At 68.3% G+C, this 13,990-nt stretch carries 16 protein-coding genes and 1 pseudogene; 11 read left to right on the forward strand and 6 right to left on the reverse strand.

The annotated features are described in order from the left end of the window. Window positions 1-165 precede the first annotated feature (165 nt). Together DLJ53_RS23275 and DLJ53_RS23280 are read right to left on the reverse strand one after the other, a co-directional pair. Window positions 166-963, reverse strand: a complete 798-nt coding sequence (locus DLJ53_RS23275) for a glutamine amidotransferase (protein ID WP_111349638.1) — start codon at window positions 961-963, stop codon at window positions 166-168. Between the two features lie 74 nt (window positions 964-1,037). Then, complete coding sequence (locus DLJ53_RS23280) at window positions 1,038-1,505, reverse strand: tellurite resistance TerB family protein (protein ID WP_111349946.1); 468 nt, start codon at window positions 1,503-1,505, stop codon at window positions 1,038-1,040. Window positions 1,506-1,724: 219 nt separating this feature from the next. Here DLJ53_RS23280 and DLJ53_RS23285 point away from each other — a divergent pair, with 219 nt between their 5' ends. Further along, entirely contained in the window at window positions 1,725-2,237 is a 513-nt protein-coding gene (locus tag DLJ53_RS23285) for a YHS domain-containing (seleno)protein (RefSeq protein ID WP_202913308.1), read from the forward strand. A gap of 75 nt (window positions 2,238-2,312) precedes the next feature. Here DLJ53_RS23285 and DLJ53_RS23290 read toward each other — a convergent pair whose 3' ends face one another. Continuing rightward, window positions 2,313-2,918, reverse strand: coding sequence for a class I SAM-dependent methyltransferase (locus tag DLJ53_RS23290; RefSeq protein ID WP_202913309.1), 606 nt, complete (start codon window positions 2,916-2,918; stop codon window positions 2,313-2,315). Window positions 2,919-3,071: 153 nt separating this feature from the next. Between DLJ53_RS23290 and DLJ53_RS23295 the strand changes: the two genes are divergently transcribed. Together DLJ53_RS23295 and DLJ53_RS23300 are read left to right on the forward strand one after the other, a co-directional pair. Next, entirely contained in the window at window positions 3,072-3,866 is a 795-nt protein-coding gene (locus tag DLJ53_RS23295; protein WP_162409495.1) for an SRPBCC family protein, read from the forward strand. 115 nt (window positions 3,867-3,981) lie between these two features. Next, window positions 3,982-4,473, forward strand: coding sequence for a pyridoxamine 5'-phosphate oxidase family protein (locus tag DLJ53_RS23300; RefSeq protein ID WP_111349643.1), 492 nt, complete (start codon window positions 3,982-3,984; stop codon window positions 4,471-4,473). A 212-nt stretch (window positions 4,474-4,685) separates the two neighbouring features. Here DLJ53_RS23300 and DLJ53_RS23305 read toward each other — a convergent pair. Further along, window positions 4,686-5,012: pseudogene (locus DLJ53_RS23305) on the reverse strand (cupin domain-containing protein); the annotation flags it as partial. 239 nt (window positions 5,013-5,251) lie between these two features. After that, window positions 5,252-8,023: an aconitate hydratase AcnA gene (acnA, locus tag DLJ53_RS23310; protein ID WP_111349950.1), complete on the reverse strand. Its 2,772-nt coding sequence runs from the start codon at window positions 8,021-8,023 to the stop codon at window positions 5,252-5,254. A gap of 101 nt (window positions 8,024-8,124) precedes the next feature. Between acnA and ccmA the strand changes: the two genes are divergently transcribed. The 7 genes from ccmA to DLJ53_RS23345 all read left to right on the forward strand — a co-directional run bounded on the left by ccmA (window position 8,125) and on the right by DLJ53_RS23345 (window position 12,579). Beyond that, window positions 8,125-8,820, forward strand: a complete 696-nt coding sequence (ccmA, locus tag DLJ53_RS23315; protein ID WP_111349647.1) for a heme ABC exporter ATP-binding protein CcmA — start codon at window positions 8,125-8,127, stop codon at window positions 8,818-8,820. 2 nt (window positions 8,821-8,822) lie between these two features. Then, window positions 8,823-9,476 carry a heme exporter protein CcmB gene (gene ccmB / locus DLJ53_RS23320; protein ID WP_111349952.1) on the forward strand — a complete coding sequence of 218 codons (654 nt, stop codon included), beginning with the start codon at window positions 8,823-8,825 and terminating at the stop codon, window positions 9,474-9,476. 132 nt (window positions 9,477-9,608) lie between these two features. After that, window positions 9,609-10,364 (forward strand): heme ABC transporter permease, encoded by a 756-nt coding sequence (locus tag DLJ53_RS23325; protein ID WP_111349648.1) that lies wholly within the window; start codon window positions 9,609-9,611, stop codon window positions 10,362-10,364. After that, complete coding sequence (gene ccmD, locus DLJ53_RS23330) at window positions 10,364-10,519, forward strand: heme exporter protein CcmD (RefSeq protein ID WP_111349651.1); 156 nt, start codon at window positions 10,364-10,366, stop codon at window positions 10,517-10,519. The genes DLJ53_RS23325 and ccmD overlap by 1 nt, the downstream gene beginning before the upstream one ends. Next, window positions 10,509-11,075, forward strand: coding sequence for a DsbE family thiol:disulfide interchange protein (locus DLJ53_RS23335; protein ID WP_202913311.1), 567 nt, complete (start codon window positions 10,509-10,511; stop codon window positions 11,073-11,075). The genes ccmD and DLJ53_RS23335 overlap by 11 nt, the downstream gene beginning before the upstream one ends. Further along, window positions 11,072-11,587 (forward strand): NUDIX hydrolase, encoded by a 516-nt coding sequence (locus tag DLJ53_RS23340; RefSeq protein WP_111349655.1) that lies wholly within the window; start codon window positions 11,072-11,074, stop codon window positions 11,585-11,587. Before DLJ53_RS23335 ends, DLJ53_RS23340 begins: the two co-directional genes overlap by 4 nt. Before the next feature lie 173 nt (window positions 11,588-11,760). Then, window positions 11,761-12,579: a DUF1223 domain-containing protein gene (locus DLJ53_RS23345; protein WP_111349657.1), complete on the forward strand. Its 819-nt coding sequence runs from the start codon at window positions 11,761-11,763 to the stop codon at window positions 12,577-12,579. 43 nt (window positions 12,580-12,622) lie between these two features. Here the strand turns inward: DLJ53_RS23345 and DLJ53_RS23350 are convergent, their stop codons facing one another. Next, entirely contained in the window at window positions 12,623-13,063 is a 441-nt protein-coding gene (locus tag DLJ53_RS23350) for a DUF6789 family protein (protein ID WP_111349659.1), read from the reverse strand. 201 nt (window positions 13,064-13,264) lie between these two features. Between DLJ53_RS23350 and DLJ53_RS23355 the strand changes: the two genes are divergently transcribed. After that, window positions 13,265-13,981, forward strand: a complete 717-nt coding sequence (locus DLJ53_RS23355) for a Crp/Fnr family transcriptional regulator (protein ID WP_111349661.1) — start codon at window positions 13,265-13,267, stop codon at window positions 13,979-13,981. Window positions 13,982-13,990 lie beyond the last annotated feature (9 nt).

Raw genomic sequence — 13,990 nt, forward strand, 5'->3', positions numbered from 1 at the left:
TTTCTTTTGCCGGTCCGGCAGCCGGACCGGCGCCGCTGGAGAGAGCGCGATCGGGGGATCGGCCGGCCGCACAAACGGAAAGGCCCCGGAAAACCGGGGCCGGAGCGGTTGCGGCGATGAATGGGGCGGCCGGCCCGCGCGGGACGGCCAGCGCCTCGTGCGGCGTCAGGCGATGGCGCAGCGGCGCGGATTGGTCTCCGTTCCCGGAGGCGCATCGGACGCCTCGGTATCGCGGACCGTGGACTGGGTAGCCCTTGCCGAGCCGCTGGCGAGCCAGAGGTCGAGGAAGTTGTGGAGCCATGCGCGGACGGGACCGTCGTAGACGGCACGCCCGGCGAAGTGGTCGCCGCGCTGCCGGGCGCCGGGGAGCTTCATCCGCTCGGCCGCGCGCGTCGTCCAGCGGTGCATCATCGCGAGCGTGAGCTCGGGGTGGAACTGGATGCCGTAGGCGTTCCTGCCGACGCGGAAGGCCTGCTCCTCGTAGTGGTGGCCGGAGGCGAGGAGGTCGGTGCCGCGCGGGGTCTTGAAGCCCTCGCGATGCCACTGGTAGACCTTCCTCGGCCACTCCATCAGCGCCTCGCCGGAGGCCGTGGGCGTGATGTCGTAGTAGCCGATCTCCACCTGCCCTTCCGGGTGGGGGCCGACGGTGCCGCCGATCGTCTTGGCGAGCATCTGGCCGCCGAGGCAGATGCCCAGGAAGGGCGTCCCCTCGCGCAGCGGCACGTTGATGAAGTCGATCTCTTTCTTGACGAACGCGTCGGTGTCGTTGGCGCTCATCGGGCCGCCGAAGATGAGCACGCCGGCGTGCTCCTCGGTCGTCTCCGGAAGCTGGTCGCCCAGGGCCGGGCGGCGGATGTCGAGCTTGTATCCTCGGGCGACGAGCGCCTGGCCGACGCGTCCCGGCGTCGAGTGCGCCTGGTGCAGAACGGTGAGGATGGGGCGTTCGGCCGGCGGAGCGGCCATGGGTCGAGACTGGTCCGTGTCGTGCGAATGTTCAGACGCCATGGCTTGATGCTACCAGACCTATATTGCCGACGCTACTGGCCTTTTTGCTGCTTCTCCTCGATCTCCTTGCGCAACGTCACCCGGTCACGCGAGGAGACTCCGATCAGCTCGGCCACACGCCAGACAATGTTATCTTCGAACTCGGAAACAACCCCGTCGGCGTACACCATTTCCCACATCATCATCACAACCTGTCGCCGGCCTTCCTCGTCGAGCTCGCGCTTCAGGATCGAGGTGAAGCTGTAGAGGTCGACCGCCTCGTCGTCGCGGCGCGTGGCCTCCTCGATGAGGTCACTGGTCTCGGCCTCGGACAGCTCGTAGTGCGAGCGCAGCACCTCGCTGAGGCGCGTCTTCTCCTCGTCGGTGACGATGCCGTCGATGGCGATGATGTGGACGAGGATCGCCGCCACCGACAGGCGCGGGTCGGCGACGGAGAAGCCCTCTTCCGCTGTGTCGGCGTGCGTCAGGCGCCCGAGCCAATCCGCTAACGATTGAAGCATGATGGTCCCCATCCTCTTGGTCGGTGGGAAGATGCCCGTCCTGTCGTGGCACCTTCCTGGAACGAAAATCTATAACGCACGTGGCTATCAAATGTTCGTTGGATTCGCGCGAGGCAACAGCGGCGCGAAAGAGCGTTGCCTATGTCGAGTGGCGCGCGGCCGCCCGAACAACGAAGAACGGGAGAAAGGCGGCTGGCGGCAACCTCAGAGGAGAGATCCATGATGCGTTATGCCCTGGCTGCCCTCGCAGCCTTCCTGACGGTCCCCGCCTTCGCGGGCGAGCAGTACGTCAACGCGACCGGGTTCGCGAATTCGGGCTACGACGTCGTCGCCTACTTCGACCTGAAACAGGCCCCCGTAGGGTCCCCGCAGCCGGCCGCAGTGCCGGGGTCGAAGGCCTTCACCGCCGAGTACAACGGCTCCACCTTTGCCTTCGCGAACGCAGACAACCTCGCAAGGTTCCAGGAGGATCCGGCGAAGTACGCGCCGCAGTACGACGGCCACTGCGCCTACGGCGTCGCCCAGGGCGGCAAGGTGCCCGGCAATCCCGACCTGTGGCGGATCGTCGACGGGAAGCTCTACCTGAACATCACCCCCAACGTCGTCACCTTCTGGGAGGAGGACATCGGCGGCAACCTCGAGAAGTCCGAGCACAACTGGCCCGGCATCGAGGCGCAGCCCGCGTCGGAGATGGCGATCCCGAAGTTCAGCCCGGCCGCGCCGAAGAGCTGACCGCCCCGCCGCCCGGCCGGTCCGCCGGTCGGGCCTCGCGGCACGCTTCCGGGGCGCCTCCCCTGCGCGCCCGCCTCAGTGGACGCGGGCGGGGGCGAAGGCGTCGAACGGCTCCAGGCCGGCGTCCGTGAGGGCGCCCGCCAGGGCCGCGATGCGCTCCGGGCTGCGGGAGAGGAGCGTCGCGCGGTCCGGCTCGTCGGTGATCGGGTCCCGCGCGACCACGCCGAGGCCCAGCCAGTCCGGCACCGCGCGGCGCCAGCGCTCGACGATGTCGGGCCCGTAGAGGCGCCAGTGGCCGTACTTGTCCTCCCGCGCGTAGCCGTACTCCTTGGTGCGCGCGACGCGCAGGAGATCGGGCACGGAGAGGAAGACCACGCCCTCGTCCGCCGTGATGCGGCCGAGCTCGCCGAGCGCGGCCATGTCGTCCTCCACATGCTCCAGCACATGGTTGGCGATGACGAGGTCGTAGCTCGCGGCCGGCCTCGCGATGTCGGCCATGTCGAGGTGGTTCGGACCGTTGAATTCCGAGATCTCAAAGTGGGCGAACGGCTCGCGCGGGGCGCAGGTGTCCGGGCTGAACTGAAGGACCCGCGACCCGGCCAGCACCGGGACGATGGCGTCGAACACGGTGCGGAAGGCGCGGTGCCGCTCCAGGGCGCCGCAGCCGGCGCACCGCGGCATCGTGCCGTTCGGCGACAGCCGCCCGTTCGGTCCCAGCGTTAACGACGTACCCAGACAGATCGGGCAAGCAGTCGGAACCGGGCTCGAAGCTTTTGACGCCATTGGGGCCGTCCTTTATTGATTGCGCACGACGATGCCGGGTGGAGCGCACGCGTGGAATTTTCGGGTGAAAGGGTCATCGGTGCCAGTCAGTGGCGCGTCTACGATGCACTCCACGATCCGGTCGTTCTGCGCCAGGCGATCCCCGGGATCCAGACCCTCAATAAAGTCGACAGCAACACCTTCGACCTTTCCGCGACCTTGAAGGTCGGCCCCTTCCGGCCGACCCTCAGTGGAGTTGTGCAGCTTTATAACCAGGATCCGCCGTCGGGCTACTCCCTGCGCGGCCAGGCCGACAGCGCCAACGGCACCGCGGCCGGCAGCGCCCACGTCGCGCTCGCCGCGATCGACGAGGACGCCACCAACCTCGCCTATCACGTGACCCTCGAGCTCGAGGGTCCGCTCGCCAGCGTCGAGGTGCTGCGCCTCGAGACCACGGCACGCACGCTGACGGCGGAGTTCTTCTCCCGACTGCAGACCCTGCTCGACGGCGACACGGTCGACGAGCCGAAGACACCGGAGGTCGAGCCCGTGGCCGAGCCGGAGCGCATCCCCTCCAGACCCGTCGCCTACGAGGTGAAGACGCTGGAGCCGACCACCGCCGCCACCGACGCCACCGGCGGCTTCGTCGACGCGGCTCCCACGCAGGACGAGGCGGAGGTCGCGGAGCCGACCGCCAGCCACACCGCGACACCGGGCGCGCGGCGCCTCGAGACGGACGTATACTCCGTCCCCGCGCGCCGCCCGCGCCTGCAGGAGCCGAGCGAGTCGCAGGGCGGGATCGGGCGCTGGATCGGCGTCGCCATCGGCCTGCTGCTCATCGCCGCCCTCCTCAACAACAATTTCTGAGGCGTAAGCCCAGCGTTTCCGCCGCGTCCCCGGCCATCATGCCGCCGCGACAGCGCGCCGACGCAACCCTGTCCCCCGGTCCGCCGTTTCCCCTGCAACATCAGGAGACACGGATATGACCGACGCACAGACCCTGAAGGACAAGTTCTGGGAGACGCTGGACCACAGCCGCTTCGTCATGCTCGGCCTCAACGGCGTCGACGAGACGCACAGCCAGCCGATGACGGCGCAGTTCGACGACGACCTGCCGAACCGCATCTACTTCTACACCAACCGGCAGAACCGCCTCGTCCAGTCGCTGTCGGCGACGCATGCGGGCGTGATCAACTTCTCGGCCAAGGGGCACGACCTCTTCGCCTGCATCCACGGCACGCTCAGCATCGATAACGACCCGGCGGTGATCGACAGGTTCTGGTCGCCCGCGGTGGGGGCGTGGTTCGACAAGGGCCGCGAGGATCCCGACCTCACGCTGCTGCGCTTCGACCTCGGCCCGGCGCAGATCTGGAAGGCAGGCACCGGCGAGTTCCTGCACTACATGACCGCCGCGCTGCTCGGCCGCAACGTGCAGGACGCGGCGAAGAGCGACGTGGTCGAGACCACCTTCTGATCCCCGGCGACGACGCCGCGGGCGGCGCAGCCGCCGCCGCGCCATGCCGCAACTAACGCCCGGAGCCGCCCTGCGGCGCCGGGCGTCTTGCGTCATTGGGGCGACGTCCGGTCCGCCCTGCGTAACGCGGGACGCGTTGCGGTCCGGCTTGCGTGACGCGGGCCGCGCATCTTGCGTGATTTGGGCCGCGATGCGGCTCGTGGCACCGGCCGTCAGACGAGCTCGGTCTCGAAGTCGGCGGGCAGGACCACCTCCAGCACCTCGCAGTCGTCCGAGTAGTCCACCAGGCGGTGGCGGATCTTCGGCGGCTGCATCCAGGCGGAGCCCGCCACCATCTTGACCGGCTCGTGGCCCTCCATCTCCGCGACGACCCAGCCCTTCAGCACGTAGACCATCTGGAATTCGACGTCGTGGGTGTGCCAGACGCGCACCTCGTCCGTGCAGGGCGGGTGGAAGCGGATGACGTGCGCGGTCGCCCGTCCGGCCGATCCCCGCGCCATGCCGAGGTCGCGGTAGGATGCGTACGGGCGCAGCCCTTCCTTGAAGGCGGTGTCGGCGAGGTGGGTGTGGACGAAAGTCTGGTCGCTGGGGGCGTCGGTGACGGCCATGAGTGATCCTCCCGTTATCTGTTCTGGGAGGATCATTAGACACCACCGGCGCACCGGCGGACATACGAGCGGACAGACAAAAGGGGCCCTGAGGCCCCTTTTCGCCGCCCCGGGGGAGCGGCATTCGCGCTGTGAGGCGGAGCGGCCGAGGGCCGCCCCTTCCGCGAGGCTTACGCCGCCGCGGCGCTGTCCTTGGCGAGGCCGCGCAGCACGTAGTGCAGGATGCCGCCGTTGTTGTAGTAGGCGAGCTCGTCGGCGGTATCGATGCGCACGAGGAGCTCGATGTCCTTCGTCGACCCGTCCTCGTAGGTGACGGTGGCGGTGATCGTCTGGCGCGGCTTCAGGTCGGCGAGGCCGGGGATGGAGACCTGCTCCTTGCCGGTGATGCCGAGCGACTCCCAGGTGTCACCGCCGGTGAAGACCAGCGGCAGCACACCCATGCCGACGAGGTTCGAGCGGTGGATGCGCTCGAACGACTCGGCGATGACCGCCTTCACGCCGAGGAGACGGGTGCCCTTCGCGGCCCAGTCGCGCGAGGAGCCCGTGCCGTACTCCTTGCCGGCGAAGACCACGAGGTCGACGCCCTCGTCCTGGTACTTCATCGCCGCGTCGTAGATCGGCATCTCGGCGCCGTCCGGCTGGTGGTAGGTCACGCCGCCTTCGACGCCCTTCACCATCTGGTTCTTGATGCGGATATTGGCGAACGTGCCACGCATCATGACCTCGTGGTTGCCGCGGCGGGCACCGTAGGAGTTGAAGTCCTTCACGCCGACCTGGTGCTCGCTGAGGTAGGTGCCGGCGGGCGAGGACGGCTTGATCGAGCCGGCCGGGGAGATGTGGTCGGTCGTGATCGAGTCCTGGAAGAGCGCCAGGATGCGGGCGTCCTCGATGTCCTCGATCGGCTCCGGCTCCATGCCCATGCCCTCGAAGTAGGGCGGGTTGCGCACGTAGGTGGAGGACAGCGGCCAGTCGTAGGTGAGGCCGCCGGAGACCTTCACGGCCTGCCAGTTCTCGTCGCCCTTGAAGACGTCGGCGTAGCGGGTGTCGAACATCTCGCGGGTGATCGCGGTGCGGACCATCTCCGCGACCTCCTGGGAGGTCGGCCAGATGTCCTTCAGGAAGACGTCGTTGCCGTCCTTGTCCTTGCCGAGCGACTCGGTGGTGATGTTCTTCGTCATCGTGCCGAGGAGCGCATAGGCGACCACCAGCGGCGGCGAGGCGAGATAGTTGGCGCGCACGTCGGGGTTCACGCGACCCTCGAAGTTGCGGTTGCCGGAGAGCACCGAGCACGCGACGAGGTCGTTCTCGTTGATGGTCTTGGAGATCTTCTCCGGCAGCGGGCCGGAGTTGCCGATGCAGGTCGTGCAGCCGTAGCCGACGAGGTCGAAGCCCATCGCGTCGAGGTGCTCCTGCAGGCCCACCTTGGCGAGATAGTCGGTGACGACCTGGGAACCGGGCGCCAGCGAGGTCTTCACCCACGGCTTCACCTTCAGCCCCTTCTCGTGCGCCTTCTTGGCGACGAGGCCGGCGGCGATCAGCACCGACGGGTTGGAGGTGTTGGTGCACGACGTGATGGCGGCGATGACGACGTCACCGTCCGACAGCGTGTACTCCTCGCCCTCGACCACGTGGCCCGGGTAGGCGGACTGGTCGGCCTGGGCGCCCTCGGCCATGTAGCGCGCGTCGCCGCCCGCGGCCGCCGTCTCCGGCGCCTTGGACTTGGCGCCGCCCTTGATGCCGACGACGGCATCCTTGAAGGCGGACGCGGCGTCGGTCAGCGCGACGCGGTCCTGCGGGCGCTTCGGGCCGGCGAGCGAGGGGACGACCGTGGAGAGGTCGAGCTCCAGCGTGTCGGTGAAGACGGGGTCCTCGGTCTCGTCGGTGCGGTACATGCCCTGGAGCTTGGAGTACTCCTTGACGAGGTTGATGCGGTGCTGCTCGCGGCCGGTCGAGGTGAGGTAGCGGATCGTGTCGTCGTCGACCGGGAAGAAGCCGCAGGTCGCGCCGTACTCGGGGGCCATGTTGGCGATGGTCGCGCAGTCCTCGAGCGACAGGGCCGAGAGGCCGGCGCCGTAGAACTCGACGAACTTGCCGACGACGCCCTTCTTGCGCAGCATCTGCGTGACGGTCAGCACGAGGTCGGTCGCGGTGGTGCCTTCGGGCAGCTTGCCGTGCAGCTTGAAGCCGATGACCTCGGGGATCAGCATCGAGATCGGCTGGCCGAGCATGGCCGCCTCCGCCTCGATGCCGCCGACGCCCCAGCCGAGGACGGCGAGGCCGTTCACCATGGTGGTGTGCGAGTCGGTGCCGACGAGGGTGTCCGGGAAGGCCTGCAGCTCGCCGTCGACCTCACGCGTCCAGACGGTCTGGGCGAGGTACTCGAGGTTCACCTGGTGGCAGATGCCGGTTCCCGGCGGGACGACGCGGAAGTTGTTGAAGGCGGACTGGCCCCAGCGCAGGAACTGGTAACGCTCGCCGTTGCGCGCGTACTCGAGTTCCACGTTCTGCTTGAAGGCCGAGGGGGTGCCGAAGTGGTCCACCATGACCGAGTGGTCGATGACGAGGTCGACCTCGACGAGCGGGTTGATCTTCTTCGGGTCGGCGCCGAGGCTCTCGGTCGCGTCGCGCATCGCGGCGAGGTCGACGACGGCGGGAACGCCGGTGAAGTCCTGCATCAGCACGCGGGCCGGGCGGTAGGCGATTTCGCGGTCGGACTTCTTGTCCTCGACCCACTTTGCAATGGCTTTAATGTCGTCGGCGGTGACGGTGTTGCCGTCCTCGTAGCGCAGCAGGTTCTCGAGGAGGACCTTCAGCGACATCGGCAGGCGGGAGACTCCGGAAAGTCCGTTGCGCTCGGCGGCCTTGAGGTCGAAGATGGTGTAGGTCTTGCCATCGACCTGGAGTTCTGTTCGGCATTTGAAGCTGTCGAGCGAGCGGGTCACGGCGGCCCCCTTCATTGGAACGATTTGCAACTTGCCGCTACAAACGCCCAATCGACGCCATGATCAAGCGGCAGCGGCCCACTCGATACAATTAGCGCGCCATGCTGTCTCTAGAAGTTGACGGACTCGACGTCGAACGGGGCGGTCGGCGGGTTCTCAAGGACATAAGCCTCCGCGTCGCCGGATGCCAGGCGATGGCGGTGGTCGGCGCGAACGGCGCCGGCAAGTCGACCCTGCTGCGCACCGTCGCCGGGCTGATTCGCCCGCGTTCCGGCACCATCCGGCTGTCCGGCGTCGACGGCCCGCCGTTCCGGGCGATGCATCTCGTCGCACACCAGAATGCGATCAAGCTGCCGCTAACCGCCGACCAGAACGTGCGATTCTGGATCCGCACGCTCGACGCCCCGGACATCGGCGACTGGTCCGGCAACGCGGCCGAAGCCGCCGGTGCTGTGGATATCGATGCCTCGATAGAGAGCGCGCTCGACCGCGTCGGTCTGCTGACGCTGATCGACACGCCCGCGCAGCTCTTCAGCCAGGGGCAACGGCGCCGCCTGGCGCTCGCGCGGCTCGTGGCGGTGCGCCGGCCGGTCTGGCTGCTCGACGAGCCGACCGCCGGGCTCGACGCCGCATCGCGCGCGGCGTTTGCCGCGCTGATGGCCGAGCACGTCGCCGGCGGCGGCATGATCCTCGCCGCGACGCACGAGCCGCTCGGTATCGACACCGTGACACTCGACCTCACCTCGGCCGCCGCGCCGTCCGAAGACGCCGCCCCGGCCGTGGCGGAGGCGGAATGAGGCTGCTCGCGCTCTACATGCGCGACGTGCGCCTCGCGTGGAGCGCGGGCGGCGGCGGCGGCGTCGGGGTCATCTTCTATCTGGCGGTGACGGCGGTCGCGCCGTTCGCGCTGGGGCCGGACCTTCCTCTGCTGGCGCGCATCGGCCCGGCGCTCCTGTGGATCGCGATGCTGCTGGCGCTGCTCCTGGGCCTCGAGCGGCTGTTCCAGGCCGACCACGAGGACGGGACGCTCGACCAGCTCCGCCTCGCCGACACGCCGCTCGTCCTGGTGGTCCTCGCCAAGGCGGCGGCGCACTGGACGGCGGCCGCCCTCCCCCTCATCGCCGCGACGCCGCTCGCGGGCATCCTCCTCAACCTTCCTCCGGGCCTGCTGGCTGTGACGCTCGCGAGCCTCGTCCTCGGCACGCCGGCGCTGGCGCTGATCGGAGCCGTCGGCGCGGCGCTCGCCGTGACGCTGCGGCGCGCCGGGGTGCTGATCGCCGTGCTGGTGCTGCCGCTGTCGATCCCGGTGGTGATCTTCGGCGTCGGCGCCGTGGAGGCCGCGGCGGCGGGCCGGGCCGTGGGCCCGCCCTTCGCGCTCCTCGGCGCGACGACGCTCCTCTTCGCGGTGCTCGGCCCCATCGCCGCGGCGGCGGCGCTGCGCGAGGCCGACTGACCGCGCGCCGGCCCGGCCCGCCGCGGCGAAACGCGGTCGCGGCCGTCCGCGGCGGACTGGCGCATGCGATGCTTTCGGACGGACTTTGAAAGCCGAGTTGGACGAATTACGATCAGCGCCACAGGAGTGGTCATGTCCGTCGTAAGTGAAGGGGCTGCGAAGCGGCCGTCGATCATCAACCCCGGCCGTTTCGCCGGGATCGCCGACCGCGCGGTGCCGATCCTCGGCGTGGCGACGGTGCTGGCGCTGGCCGTCGGCCTGTACCTAGCGCTCTGGGCCTCGCCGGAGGACTACCAGCAGGGCTCGACGGTGCGGATCATGTATATCCACGCGCCGTCCGCCTACATCTCGCTGATGGCCTACCTCGTGATGTGCTCCGCCTCGCTGGGCACCCTCGTGTGGCGCCACCCGCTGGCCGACGTCGCGGCGCGCTGCGCGGCGCCGATCGGCGCAGTCTTCACCGTCGCGACGCTGGCGACGGGCGCCATCTGGGGCAAGCCCATGTGGGGCGCCTGGTGGGTGTGGGACGCCCGCCTCACCTCGATGCTCATCCTCTTCTTCATGTACCTCGGCCTCATCGCCCTGGTGCGGGCGATCGACGAGCCGGTGCGCGCCGCGCGGATCACCGCCATCGCCACGCTGATCGGCTTCGTGAACATCCCGATCATCAAGTTCTCGGTCGACTGGTGGAACACGCTCCACCAGGGCGCCAGCGTCATCCGGCTCGACGGTCCGGCGATGCCGGCCTCGATGCTGACGCCGCTGCTGGTGATGGCGCTCGCCTTCACCCTCCTCTTCATGACGCTGCATCTCGCGGCGATGCGCACGGAGCTGATCCGCCGCCGCGCCCGCTCGCTGCGGCTTCGCACCGCCCGGAGTGCCGGTTGATGGGCCAGTACGCCCCGTACGTGATATCCGCCTACGCCATCGTCTTCAGCGCCATCCTCGGCCTCGTCCTGTGGGCGGTGCTGAGCCGGATCGCGGCGAAGCGCGACCTCGCGCGTGCCGAGCGCTCGGCCGAGAGGATCGGCCGTGCGCGCTAGCCGCCTCCTCCTCGCCGTCCCCCTGCTGGTATTCGCCGGGCTCGCGGCCGTCTTCGCGCTGCGCGTCGGTGACGGGGAGGACCGCTCGGTCATCCCCTCGGCACTGATCGGCCGCGACGCGCCGGCGACGACGTTCGCCGCCCTACTCCCGGACGCGGCCGGCGTCGACCCGGCCACCTTCAAGGGCAAGGTGACGCTGGTGAACATCTTCGCGTCGTGGTGCGGGCCATGCCGGATCGAGCATCCGCTGCTGGTGGAGCTCGCCAGGACGCCGGGCCTGACGGTGGTCGGGATCGACTACAAGGACAAGCCGGAGGACGCGAAGCGCTTCCTCGCCGAGCTCGGCGATCCCTACGACGCGGTCGGCGTCGACCCGGACGGGCGCGGCGCCATCGAGTGGGGCCTCACCGGCGTTCCGGAAAGCTTCCTGATCGGCCCCGAGGGCCGGGTCCGCGCCAAGCACGTGGGCCCGCTCACCGAGGAGGCGCTCTCCGGCTCCTTCGGCAACATGATGACACGCCTCATCAGCGAACACGGCGAGGCGGCGGGGTCGTGACGCCGTCCTTCTCCCGCCGTGTTCCCGACGGGGACACGGTCGTCCGCGACGTGTGCGACACCTGCGGCTTCATCGCCTACCAGAACCCGAAGATCGTCGCCGGCGCCGTGGTGCGCTACGGCACGCGCATCCTCCTCTGCAAACGCAACATCGAGCCGGCGCGCGGGCGCTGGACGCTCCCCGCGGGGTACCTCGAGAATGGCGAGTCGCCCGTCGAGGGCGCGCTGCGGGAGGCCTTCGAGGAGGCGACCGCGCCGATCGTCATCGACTCGCTGCTGGCGATCTACACCATCCGCAGATTGTCGCAGGTCCAGCTCATCTACCGGGCGCACCTCGACGCGCCCGTCTTTGCCCCCGGGCCGGAGAGCCAGGCGGTCGCGCTCTTCGAGCCGGACGAAATTCCTTATGAAGACATAGCTTTTCCGACCGTGCGGTGGGCGCTGGCCCACGAGCGCGAACCCGGCGGGCCGTTCGTGAACCCGGAAATCGTGGACCCGAAGGGCCCAGAATAACCGCCAATCACGACTTTCCACCTCTTCTGTCACCTTGCGTTGATTGGAAAGGAGCGCCGCCGCAGTCTAAACATGGCGTGTTGGGCGTCTGGATGACGCGGCGCCCCTGAATCAACGTCCGCCTCTGACGACCTCACGTTCGGTGTGCCCGGAACGGACCATGGAGCGATCGCATGCAGCGTGTGCCCTACCGCAAGCAGGCCACCTATTTTCTGTCGACATTGGTGTCGGCTCTCGTCCTTCTCGGCATCGCGACCCTGACGGCCCGGGCGGAGGAGAAGTCACCCAAGGCCGTTCTGGAGCTCTTCACCAGCCAGGGCTGCTCGTCCTGCCCGTCGGCGGACAAGCTGATCGCCCAGTACGCCCGACGTGACGACGTCCTCGCGATGACGCTGCCGGTGAAGCTGTGGGACTATCTCGGCTGGTCCGACACGCTGGCGACCGAGATCAACACCAAGCGGCAGATGGCGTATTCGGTGGCGCGCGGCGACCGCGACGTCTACACGCCCCAGCTCGTCATCAACGGCGAGACGGCGATGCTCGGCAGCGACAAGGACGCGATCGACCAGGAAGTCGCGACGTCCGACCTCCCCCTCCCCATCGACCTGTCCCTCAACAACGGCGTGCTGGAGATCGACCTCGGCGACGCCGAGATCGACGCCGAGAGCGCCACGATCTGGCTGATGGTGCTCGACGACCGGGTCCACGTCCCCGTCAGCGCGGGCGAGAACCGCGGCCGCAAGCTCGACTACTACAACGTGGTGCGCGACATGCGCCCGGTCGGCATCTGGAAGGGTCAGCCGATCAAGCTCGAGCTGCCGCTGTCGGACGTGGAGAAGCACGCGACGTCGGGCTGCGTCGTGATCGCCCAGGTCGACACGTTCAAGGGTCCCGGCCGGATCGTCGGCGCGGCGCAGCTCCACCAGATCTTTCCCGCCCGCACCATAGGCTCCGCGGACGGCAGCTTCCCCTACAAGCCCGGCATCCGCTGACGCCGCACGGTCCGGGGACGGCGCGGCGCCCGCGGACCGGCGCCTATTCGGCTTCCGCCCGGCCGCCCACGATGGCGAAGACGAAGCCGAGGACGATGCCGTAGACGATGTTGAACGCGAAGCTCATCGCGACCAGCACCGGATTGTTGGCATCCTGCAGGAAGATCTCGTGGCCCGTCAGCGGGGCGAAGACGACCATCATCGCGAGCCACGTCAGGATCCCGAACGTCAGTCCCTCGAGGAAGGCGCTCCCCGGCAGGACCGGCTGGATCAGCGCGAAGATCACGCCGTAGACGACGACGCCCAGGAACGCGTGGGCGGCCCAGGCCGCCTCGACCGTCTGCGGCATGCCGATACGGGCATTAAAGCTTTGAATTTGCGCCAGAAGCGGGAACTGCGGCAGGTCGGCCAGCTGGCCGTTGAGATAGATCAGACCTGACGCAACCAGTGTCGCGATCACGGCTGCAAAGATCGCGCGTGCCATATAGCCTCCCACGCCGATGATTCGGCTTTGCCTTTCTCGCTGATCGCGCAGCGCATCATTATTGTCCAGCCGGACTTGCGGACGTGGCCTGTGACAGGTTGCATCTGTTGTGCGACTGCCTTCATACACAATGGCGCGTGTCCCGCCGACGCCGTCCGGCTCGACAAACAGGAAGATTGATGAACAGTGCCCGATAGCTGTTTGGTCGCCAAGCTGGGTCGGTTTGCCGCGTTGTCGGAGGCCGACGAGCTGATGCTCGCGGCGCTGGAGAAAGAGGAACGCGAGTATCGCAAGGACGAGATCGTGATCCGTTCCGGCGGCTCGGTCACGGAACTCTACGTCGTCAAGTCGGGTTGGCTCGCCTCTTATTCGTTGCTGGACGATGGACGTCGGCAGATCTTGCGATTGTTCTATCCCGGGGACATCGTGGACCTGTCGGAGATCGCGTTGGTGGTGTCGCGGCATGACATCAAGTGCCTGACGGCGACGGTCCTTTGCCCATTTCCAAAGGCCGGGCTGGAGCCAGTGTTCACCCACTCGCCGCGGCTTACGGCGCTCCTTTTCTCCATGACCGTGCGCGAGAACGCGACGCTGCTCGACCGGATCCGCGCCATCGGCCGGTTCAGCGCCTACGAGCGGGTGTGCTATCTCATCCTCGAGATCGCCTTCCGGCTCGACGCGACGGACGAGAACTCGGCGAGCCGCGACTTCCGCGTGCCGCTGACGCAGAGCGACATTGCCGACTTGCTCGGCCTCACCAACGTCTACGTCTCCAAGACGATGTCGCGGATCGAGAACGACGGGCTGATCAGCCGTGACGGCAACCGCATCAGGATCCTCAAGCTCCGGACGATGGCGGAGCTCTGCAACTTCAACGGCGACCCGCACATCGATTCGAGCTGGTTTCCGGTCAAGTGATGCGCTGAG

This window comes from Acuticoccus sediminis, from assembly GCF_003258595.1.
Taxonomy (GTDB): Bacteria; Pseudomonadota; Alphaproteobacteria; order Rhizobiales; family Amorphaceae; genus Acuticoccus; species Acuticoccus sediminis.

Coding starts and splice junctions, on each gene's coding strand:
- DLJ53_RS23285 (WP_202913308.1), top strand. CDS start 1,725: ATGATGCGTTATGCCCTGGCTGCCCTCGCAGCCTTCCTGACGGTCCCC.
- DLJ53_RS23345 (WP_111349657.1), top strand. CDS start 11,761: ATGCAGCGTGTGCCCTACCGCAAGCAGGCCACCTATTTTCTGTCGACA.
- DLJ53_RS23350 (WP_111349659.1), bottom strand. CDS start 13,063: ATGGCACGCGCGATCTTTGCAGCCGTGATCGCGACACTGGTTGCGTCA.
- ccmA (WP_111349647.1), top strand. CDS start 8,125: ATGCTGTCTCTAGAAGTTGACGGACTCGACGTCGAACGGGGCGGTCGG.
- DLJ53_RS23280 (WP_111349946.1), bottom strand. CDS start 1,505: ATGCTTCAATCGTTAGCGGATTGGCTCGGGCGCCTGACGCACGCCGAC.
- DLJ53_RS23290 (WP_202913309.1), bottom strand. CDS start 2,918: ATGCCGCGGTGCGCCGGCTGCGGCGCCCTGGAGCGGCACCGCGCCTTC.
- DLJ53_RS23325 (WP_111349648.1), top strand. CDS start 9,609: ATGTCCGTCGTAAGTGAAGGGGCTGCGAAGCGGCCGTCGATCATCAAC.
- DLJ53_RS23275 (WP_111349638.1), bottom strand. CDS start 963: ATGGCCGCTCCGCCGGCCGAACGCCCCATCCTCACCGTTCTGCACCAG.
- DLJ53_RS23300 (WP_111349643.1), top strand. CDS start 3,982: ATGACCGACGCACAGACCCTGAAGGACAAGTTCTGGGAGACGCTGGAC.
- ccmD (WP_111349651.1), top strand. CDS start 10,364: ATGGGCCAGTACGCCCCGTACGTGATATCCGCCTACGCCATCGTCTTC.